This window comes from Candidatus Binatia bacterium (assembly GCA_036493895.1).
Classification (GTDB): Bacteria; Desulfobacterota; Binatia; order UBA1149; family CAITLU01; genus DATNBU01.
Genome location: DASXOZ010000004.1, coordinates 1 through 8309 on the forward strand (window position 1 = coordinate 1; position 8309 = coordinate 8309).

The 8309-nt window shown below is 66.3% G+C and carries 8 protein-coding genes; all 8 read left to right on the forward strand.

Features of this window, described 5'->3' with window-relative positions; translation table 11 throughout:
• Positions 1–108 precede the first annotated feature (108 nt).
• On the forward strand, positions 109–2334 hold the full coding sequence (locus VGK20_00140; protein HEY2772433.1) for an MFS transporter: 2226 nt from the start codon (positions 109–111) through the stop codon (positions 2332–2334).
• A gap of 1 nt (position 2335) precedes the next feature.
• Positions 2336–4555: a molybdopterin oxidoreductase family protein gene (locus VGK20_00145; protein ID HEY2772434.1), complete on the forward strand. Its 2220-nt coding sequence runs from the start codon at positions 2336–2338 to the stop codon at positions 4553–4555.
• A 1-nt stretch (position 4556) separates the two neighbouring features.
• Positions 4557–5126 carry a 4Fe-4S dicluster domain-containing protein gene (locus tag VGK20_00150; protein ID HEY2772435.1) on the forward strand — a complete coding sequence of 190 codons (570 nt, stop codon included), beginning with the start codon at positions 4557–4559 and terminating at the stop codon, positions 5124–5126.
• A complete protein-coding gene (locus tag VGK20_00155; protein ID HEY2772436.1) occupies positions 5123–5623 on the forward strand; it encodes a Rieske 2Fe-2S domain-containing protein in 501 nt (166 codons plus the stop codon). The genes VGK20_00150 and VGK20_00155 overlap by 4 nt, the downstream gene beginning before the upstream one ends.
• Positions 5616–5879 (forward strand): DUF6755 family protein, encoded by a 264-nt coding sequence (locus VGK20_00160; GenBank protein ID HEY2772437.1) that lies wholly within the window; start codon positions 5616–5618, stop codon positions 5877–5879. Before VGK20_00155 ends, VGK20_00160 begins: the two co-directional genes overlap by 8 nt.
• A gap of 347 nt (positions 5880–6226) precedes the next feature.
• Positions 6227–6472 carry a DUF3079 domain-containing protein gene (locus tag VGK20_00165; GenBank protein HEY2772438.1) on the forward strand — a complete coding sequence of 82 codons (246 nt, stop codon included), beginning with the start codon at positions 6227–6229 and terminating at the stop codon, positions 6470–6472.
• Between the two features lie 311 nt (positions 6473–6783).
• Positions 6784–7674, forward strand: a complete 891-nt coding sequence (locus VGK20_00170; GenBank protein ID HEY2772439.1) for a DmsE family decaheme c-type cytochrome — start codon at positions 6784–6786, stop codon at positions 7672–7674.
• Between the two features lie 10 nt (positions 7675–7684).
• Positions 7685–8309: MtrB/PioB family outer membrane beta-barrel protein (locus VGK20_00175; GenBank protein ID HEY2772440.1), on the forward strand; the 625-nt coding region annotated here is incomplete at its 3' end.

The following is an 8309-nucleotide window of genomic DNA, read 5'->3' on the forward strand; positions in this document are numbered from 1 at the left end:
ACCCGAACTATTCCGCGCGCGCTCTTCGTAGACCGTTCCTTCGCCTTGGCTATGTGGCAATATGAGCTCCGATCGTTCGGCATGCCGCTTGCTCCATTGCCTGCCTCGATGACCACCAGCTCCGCGCCAGAGTCCGGCGCGACCCGTCAACTTGTGCTCGGCACGGTGTCCTTTGCGGTGTGCTTTACCGCATGGGGCCTCGTCAGCGCGTTCGCTCCCACGTTTCGATCGCTCTATCACCTGACCGCCACCGAAGTCGCACTGCTCGTCGCCGTGCCGGTGCTCCTCGGATCGATTGCCCGTGTCCCGCTCGGGATCCTCACGGATCGTCGCGGCGGTCGCGTCGTGTTTGCGGCGCTCATGGCCATCGTCGCCGCCCCGGTCGCCATCGTGCCGGTCGCGGCGTCCTATCGCGCCTTGCTGGTGACGGCGTTCTTCCTCGGCCTGGCCGGCTCGTCGTTTGCCGTCGGTGTGGGATTCGTGTCGCCGTGGTTTTCGCGCGCGCGGCAGGGCACGGCGCTTGGCGTCTACGGCATGGGCAACATCGGCCAGTCGCTGGCCGTCTTCCTCGGCCCCGTCGTCGCCGCCTCGATCGGATGGCCGCGCGTGTTCGATGCCGTGGCGGTGCTGCTCGTCGTATGGGCCGTCGTGTTCGCGGCCGCCGCCAAGAACGCGCCGGCTCGTGGGCCGACGCGGACGCTTGCTGAGACGGTGGGCGTTCTTCGCCGAGCGCCGCTCGCCTGGGTCCTGTCGGGGTTCTACTTCCTGACGTTCGGCGGTTTCGTCGCCTTTTCGATTTATCTGCCCACGCTGCTCAAAGACCAGTTCGGCCTCACGCCTGCCGACGCCGGCTTCCGCACGGCCGGCTTCGTCGTGCTCGCGACCGCCTGTCGTCCAGCCGGCGGATGGCTGGCCGACCGCATCGGCGGCGCGCGCGTCCTGAACGGCGTCTTCACCGGCGTCGTGCCGTTCGCGCTGCTGTTGTCCTGGCCGTCGATGATCCCATTCACCGTCGGCGCGCTCGGCTGTGCGGCGCTTCTGGGCTTTGGCAACGGCGCGGTCTTCAAGCTCGTGCCCGAGCGTTTTCCCGCGGAAACCGGCACCGTCACCGGTCTGGTCGGCGCGATGGGCGGCCTCGGCGGATTCTTTCCACCGCTCCTGCTCGGAGTGTCGCGCGATCAGCTCGGTGTCGTCTGGCCGGCGTTCGTGCTCCTGGCCGCGGCCGCGCTGGCGTTGTGGCGCTTGAATCGGGCGACCTTCTTCACGGCAGAAGCGGCGCAAGCCACGGAGCTCCCGCCCGATCTTCGGCGCGCCGCCGATCGCATCCGGGCCGGGGTGCGCGCGACTTTCGGCACGAGCCTCCTCGTCGCCGCCATCGTCGCCGGCTCACGCAATCTGCAGACCTTCGACCCCGCGCTCGTCATCTACACCTTCGCGGTCATCTTCGCGACGTGGGGCGTCATCTACCACTACAGCGTCTGGCTCGATAAGCCGCCGACCCGCGTCTACTGGGAGCGCGGCTGGGAACTCTTCGGATCAGGCGGCCCGCTGCGTGCGGTGGCCCGCCTGGTGGCTCTGGCGTTCACGCAGCTCGTCGAGCAGCGATTCATCCGGCAGCGATCGACGATGCGGTGGGTGATGCATCAGTTGCTGTTCTGGGGCTGCATCATGGCCGTCGCGATCACGTTTCCGCTGGTCTTCGGGTGGATCTACTTCCGCACGCCGGTCGACCAGATGACGTACGTCACGCACGTCTTCGGCTTTCCGGTGATGAGCTTCCGGCTCGGCACCATCACCGCCGCGCTCATCTTCCACGGGCTGGACATCGCGGCCATTCTGGTGCTCGGCGGCATCGCCCTCGCGTTGTGGCGGCGCCTGCGCGACGAGGGTCCGATGGCAATCCAGACTTTCGCGGCGGACTTTTTCCCGCTGGTGCTGCTGTTTGCGATCTCGGTGACGGGCCTGGCGCTGACGGCCTCGCAGTGGTGGCTCGAAGGCGAGGCGTACAGCTTTCTCGCGATTCTTCACGCGATTACCGTGATCACCGGGTTGCTGTATCTGCCGTTCGGCAAGTTCTTCCACATTTTCCAACGGCCCGCGCAGGTCGGCGTGAAGCTCTATCGCGAGATCGGCGCCGCCGGCGAACAGGCACGATGCGCGAGCTGCGGCGAGCCGTTTGCCTCGCGCATGCACGTGGACGACCTCGCGCGTGTCCTGCCCCAAGTCGGCTTCGACTATCGCCTCGACGCTGGCGGCACGTGGCAGGATCTCTGTCCGCCGTGCAAGCGCAAGGCGCTCGCGCGTGCGCAGCTGCGCCTGAAGGGACCCGCCTGAGATGGCCAAAGTACCGGGCAGCGCCGACGCGATCCGCGACCAGTTCGGGCCGCATCTGAATTTCGAGCCGGCGGGCGGCTGGCAGCACGAATCGCAGCACGCGCCCGACAAGCTCGTGAAGACGCATTGCTGCTTCTGCGGCCAGCAGTGCGGCATTCAACTCAAGGTCCGCGACAATCGCGTCGTCGGGTTCGAGCCGTGGGAAGAGTTTCCGTTCAACCAGGGCATGCTCTGCCCGAAAGGCGTCAAGCGCTACCTGCAGAGCGGTCATCCCGATCGTCTGCTCGATCCGCTGATGCGCACGGATGCGGGCTTCCGCCCCACCACATGGGACGAGGCGCTCGGCACGACGGTGCGTCGTCTGCGCGAGCTTCAGGCGAAATATGGCCGCGACGCGGTCGCCGTCTACGGCGGCGCGTCGCTCACGACGGAGAAGGCGTATCTGGTCGGCAAGTTCGCGCGCGTCGCGCTTGGGACGAGGCACATCGACTACAACGGCCGGCTCTGCATGGTGTCGGCCGGCACGGCCTACAAGCCGGCGTTCGGCGCCGATCGCAGCCCGATTCCGTGGAGCGACATTCCGAAGGCGCAGGTGCTCCTGGTCATCGGGGCCAACGTCGGCGAGTGCGCGCCGATCACGACGAGCTACATCTGGCGCTGCCGCGATCGCGGCGGCCAGCTCATCGTCGTCGATCCGCGGTTCACGCCGATCGCGCGCAATGCGGATCTCTACTTGCCGGTGCGGCCGGGCACGGATCTGCAGCTCCTGATGGGGATGCTGCACATCGTGCTGCGCGATGGGCTCGAGAACCGCGCGTTCATCGAAGCGCACACGACAGGATTCGAGGCCGTGGCCGAATCGGTCAAGCCGTACGATCCGCGCGCCGTTGCCGAACGAACCGGCGTGCCGCCCGAGGCGATCGAGCGTGCGGCGCACATGTTCGCCAAGGCGGAGCGGGCCATCCTGCTTCATGCGCGCGGGCTCGAGCATCACTCGAAGGGCGTCGAGAACTGCTCGGCTGCGATCAATCTGTGCCTGGCGACGGGCCATTTCGGCCGCGAGGGATCCGGCTGCGCGATGATCACCGGCCAGGGCAACGGGCAGGGCGGGCGCGAGCACGGCCAGAAATGCGATCAGCTGCCCGGGCAGCGGTCGATCGACGATCCCAAGGCGCGCGAGCACGTCGCGAGGGTCTGGGGCATTTCGCCGGAGGAGCTACCGGGCGCCGGCTATTCCGCCGTCGAGATCATGGAGGCCATCCATCGCGGCGAGATCAAGGGCCTGCTGTCGATTTGCTTCAATCCGCTCGTCTCGCTGCCGGATGCGACGTTTACGCGTGAGGCGCTCGAGCGGCTCGAGTTCTTCGGTGTGATCGACTTCTTCCTCTCCGAAACCGCGCAGCACGCTGACGTCGTCTTGGCCGGGAGCCTGCAGGAAGAGGAAGAAGGCGTGGTCTGCACGGCCGAGGGCCGCGTCGTGCACATCCGCAAGGCGGTCGATCCGCCCGGGAACGCGCGCGGCGATGCGTCGATCTTCTGCGACCTGGCGGCGCGCCTGGGCAAGGGTCAGTACTTTCCCTATCGCGAGCCGCGGGAGATCTTCGAGGAGCTGCGCGAGGCGTCACGCGGCGGTATCGCCGACTACTACGGCATCACCTACGAACGGCTCGATCGCGAGATGGGCGTCTTCTGGCCGTGCCCATCCGAGGATCATCCGGGCACGCCGAGGCTCTTCGAAGGCGGCGTGTCGATGCACGCCGATGGCAAGTGCCGCTTCCAGCTGACGCCGTGGCGCGAGAGCGGCGATCCCGTGGATGCGGACTATCCCGTGTATCTCACGACCGGACGCGTCGTCAGTCAGTACCTTTCCGGCACGCAGACCCGGCGCATCGGCGCGCTCGTCGAGCAGTACCCCGAGCCGCGCGTCGAGATCCACCCGCGGCTGGCAGCGACGTTCGATGTCGACACCGGTGACCTGGTCACGGTCACGACGAGGCGGACCGAACTGACGCTGCCCTGCGCGGTCGTGAAGACGATTCGGCCCGACACCGTCTTCATCCCGTATCACTGGGCCGGCGACAAGAGCGCGAACCGTCTGACGCATCGCACGATCGATCCGCGCAGCAAGATTCCCGAGTTCAAGGTCTCGGCGTGCCGGCTGGCGAAGGCCGGTCAGGCGCATGCGCAGTTGCCGACTGCGACCGGAGCATCACGTGTCTGAAATGCAGTTCTTCGTCGACCCGTCGCGCTGCATCGGCTGCCAGTCGTGCCTCAATGCATGCGAGGAGTGCGAGACGCATCGCGGCGTCTCGATGATCAACTTCGACTTCGTCGACCGCCGCGAGAGCATTGCGACGGCGGCCTACGTCTGCTTCCACTGCGAGGATCCGACCTGCGCCGAGGTCTGCCCGGCCGATGCCATCAAGAAGGGCGACGATGGCATCGTGCAGTCGGCGCTGGAACCACGGTGCATCGGGTGCGCGAACTGCGTGCTCGCCTGTCCCTTCGGCATTCCGAAGCTTCATCCGAAGCGCGAGCTGATGATGAAGTGCGACATGTGCTACGACCGCACGTCGGTGGGGAAGAAGCCGATGTGCGCCACGGTCTGCCCGAGTCAGGCGCTCACGTTCGCCACGCCCGAGACCATCGCGCGCGAGCGTCGTGAGGTCCCGACCAATACGTTTCAGTTCGGGCGTGAGACGGTCAAGACCAAGGTGTTCATGATGACTCCGGTGGGCGTCGACGAGGTGTCCATCGACGTCGCGGACTACATGTGGGAGGCGCGGGCATGAGCACCGATCCGCTGTGGCGCGACGAGTTCTCGATTCGCGCCGCTGACGAACGCTACGTCGGCCGTCGTCAATTCGCGAAATTCCTGACGCTGACCAGCCTCGGCATGTTTGCCGGCAACCTCTGGATTCTCGTCAAGGGATTCGTCGAGCGCCTGCCGGCGTTCCCGCCCGCGGTCATCGCGAAGGCCGGAGACGTGCCGGTCGACGGCGTGAAGCTGTTTGCGTATCCGACGCCAAAAGATCCCTGCCTGCTGATTCGCACCGGCCAGGAGACCTATGTCGCCTATAGCCAGGTCTGCACGCACTTGTCGTGCGCCGTGGTGTATGACGCATCACGTCGGCAGCTCGAGTGCCCGTGCCATCACGGCGTGTTTGCAGTCGCGGACGGATCCGTGGTCGCGGGTCCCCCGCCGCGACCGTTGCCGCGCGTGACGCTCGAGCGTCACGGCGACGACCTCGTCGCCGTCGGCATGCAGACGGAGATCGCCCATGACTGAGCCGCGCCCTTCGGATCGCAAGCGGCGGCTCGTCGCGATCGACGGCGCGCTTGCGCTGATGGCCGTCGTCCTGATGGTTCAGATGTGGCTGCTCACCGCCACGCTCGAGCAGTTCCTCCGCGGTCATCGCTCGATCGCGGGGCCGGCTGCAATCGCCGCCGGCGTGTTGTTCGCCGGGTGTGCCGCGCTCGCGCTCCTGGTGCATCGCATCGACACGACCAACCGTCGCCCCACCGACAAAACCGAGCGCCGCTGAAAGGCCGCCCCGAATCTTTTCGGGGCGCACGTGAATGAATTCGGGGTCGTTCGTCCCGGCCGCCACGACAGCCGCTGAATTCAGGCCGATTTCACCATGCCCAACGGGCATTGACCTTGCACTGTGTCTCGACCAGGAGACGGCTATGAAACGAACGAAAACTGACCGCATCTGTTGCTGCTCGGGAACGACTCAGTGCTGCTGCGGACCCGATTGCACCTGCTGCGGCGGCAAGAAGTAGTTAGCCATCGCCGAGGTCGCGCAACGACCCTGCAGGCGGCGGTGCCTGGCACAGAGGAAGAAGACCGTGCCGACGCCGCCGCCGACCGATCGCACGCGAGACCATTATGAAGGCCGCATTCCTCCATCCGAAACATCCCGACCGAACCTGCTGGGGCTGCGACCGGCTGTGTCCGGCGAACGACCTCGGTTGCGGCAACGGGACGGTGCGGACCCAGCATCCGGTGGAGTTGTTCGGCGATGACTGGCTCGAGTTCGCCGAGGCACGTCAAGGTGGGATCGAGGGCGAGCCTGATCGGTCCGACATCGGGCCCGAGTTCGAGGGCAATGATCCCGACACGACGGAGTTGTGACGCCTGTGCGATTACGGGAAGCCCATATATGCGTAGGTTCAAAGCGCAGCTCCGGCATAGAATCGCCGAGACAATTCCGGGCTCGCGTCAGCCCGATGGCTCCGTCGGTCTCATCTGCACAGTTGCCAACGCTGCGCTGTTCTGCACCTGGCAGGGCGCTTGCTCTACAGCTGGTGATCGTTAACCGGGGGTAGCCCGTGCCCAAGTCATTTCAATCCCGCGCACCGTTCGCCACTGGATGGCTGATCTGCAGCATCTGCATGTGGTTAGCGGCGTTTGGCGTCGTCCGCAGCCGGGCGGCTGCGGGCACAGTGCCGCCGCCAGCCCCCCAGAAATCTTCCGCGCAGACCCCGAAAAATCCCTCGCCTGCCGCAGCCGCCCAGGCCGCAACTACGGGCACCTACGTTGGTGAGGAGACGTGTCTTCGCTGCCACGAGGCCCAGAAGGCCGGCTACGAGAAGAGCCCGCATCACCGCGCGATGGATCCGCGCACGCCGGCGGCCAAGCAGAGCTGCGAGACCTGTCATGGGCCGGGGAGCGAGCACGCCGAGGATCCGCTGCACAAGCCCGTCAAGGACTTCAAGAAGCTGCCGGCGAGCGACGTCAACGCGACGTGTCTGACCTGCCACAGCCGGGGCGAGCATGCGCTCTGGGACGGCAGCAAACACGAAACTCGCGGACTCGCGTGCACGACCTGCCACAGCGTCCACAGCTATCAGTCGCAGACCGCGCAGCTCAAGGCGAAGACCGAGATGCAGCTCTGCGCGACCTGCCATCGCGACAAGGTCACGAAGATGGAGCGGCAGTCGCACATGCCCGTGGCCGAGGGCTCGATGACCTGCTCGACGTGTCACAACCCGCACGGCGCCACGAACGTGAAGCTTCTCAAGAAGGGCGAGTCGGTGAACGACCTGTGCACGTCGTGCCATGCCGACAAGCGCGGTCCGTTCCTGTGGGAGCATCCCCCAGTCCGGCAGGGCTGCGTGACCTGTCACGACGCGCACGGCTCGCAGAACGACAGCATGCTCGTGGCGAAACTTCCGCTGCTCTGCCAGCGGTGCCACATCTCCACGCGTCATCCGAGCACCCTCTATGACGCGACCCAGCTGACGAAGCCGCAGCTCGAGAATCGCGGCTGCGTGAACTGTCACATCCAGATTCACGGGTCGACGCATCCGGTCGGCCAGTTCTTCCTGCGCTGACGGAGCACCTATGCGCACTGCGGCTTGCACGTTCCTCGTGTTGTGTGTCGCCTCCGCCTCGGTGGCGGCTTCTCCCCAGGCTGCCGACCGGCAGACGACAGCGGCGGCCGCACCGGCCCAGGCGGCGACGCCCGCCGACATCGGGACGACGACCAGCGGATCCTTCGATCTGGGCGGCCGCGGCACGACGTTCACCGGAGACAGCGCGCGCTTCAACCAGTTCCGCGATCTGTCGAACGGACTGTTCCTCGACAACTTCTCGACCTCCATCGAGCATCGGGGATGGTTCGGAGACGTTTGGGGCACGCACGCAGGACGCCGCGATGCCATCTATCAGGGCGAGTTGACCCGCCCCGGCAAGCTCCGCGTCTACGGCAGCTTCCAGTCGATGCCCTGGCTCATCAGCGACACCACGAAGACGGTGTATCTGGGCGCCGGGAGCAACGTCCTGACGATTCCCGACTACGTCCAGTCGCTCCTGCAGACGAATGCGAACAACATCAGTGCCGTCGTGCCCAACCTGATGCCGCTGACGGTGCAGAGCCTCCGCAAGTACTCGGAAGGGGGCCTGACGTTCCTGGCCGACGCGAACACGACCGCCAACGTGCAGGTCACGCATATGGACCGCACGGGCA

What these genes read in the sequence shown, in the direction of transcription:
- VGK20_00140 (HEY2772433.1), top strand. Translation starts at nt 109, where the DNA reads ATGACCACCAGCTCCGCGCCAGAGTCCGGCGCGACCCGTCAACTTGTG.
- VGK20_00145 (HEY2772434.1), top strand. Translation starts at nt 2,336, where the DNA reads ATGGCCAAAGTACCGGGCAGCGCCGACGCGATCCGCGACCAGTTCGGG.
- VGK20_00150 (HEY2772435.1), top strand. Translation starts at nt 4,557, where the DNA reads ATGCAGTTCTTCGTCGACCCGTCGCGCTGCATCGGCTGCCAGTCGTGC.
- VGK20_00155 (HEY2772436.1), top strand. Translation starts at nt 5,123, where the DNA reads ATGAGCACCGATCCGCTGTGGCGCGACGAGTTCTCGATTCGCGCCGCT.
- VGK20_00160 (HEY2772437.1), top strand. Translation starts at nt 5,616, where the DNA reads ATGACTGAGCCGCGCCCTTCGGATCGCAAGCGGCGGCTCGTCGCGATC.
- VGK20_00165 (HEY2772438.1), top strand. Translation starts at nt 6,227, where the DNA reads ATGAAGGCCGCATTCCTCCATCCGAAACATCCCGACCGAACCTGCTGG.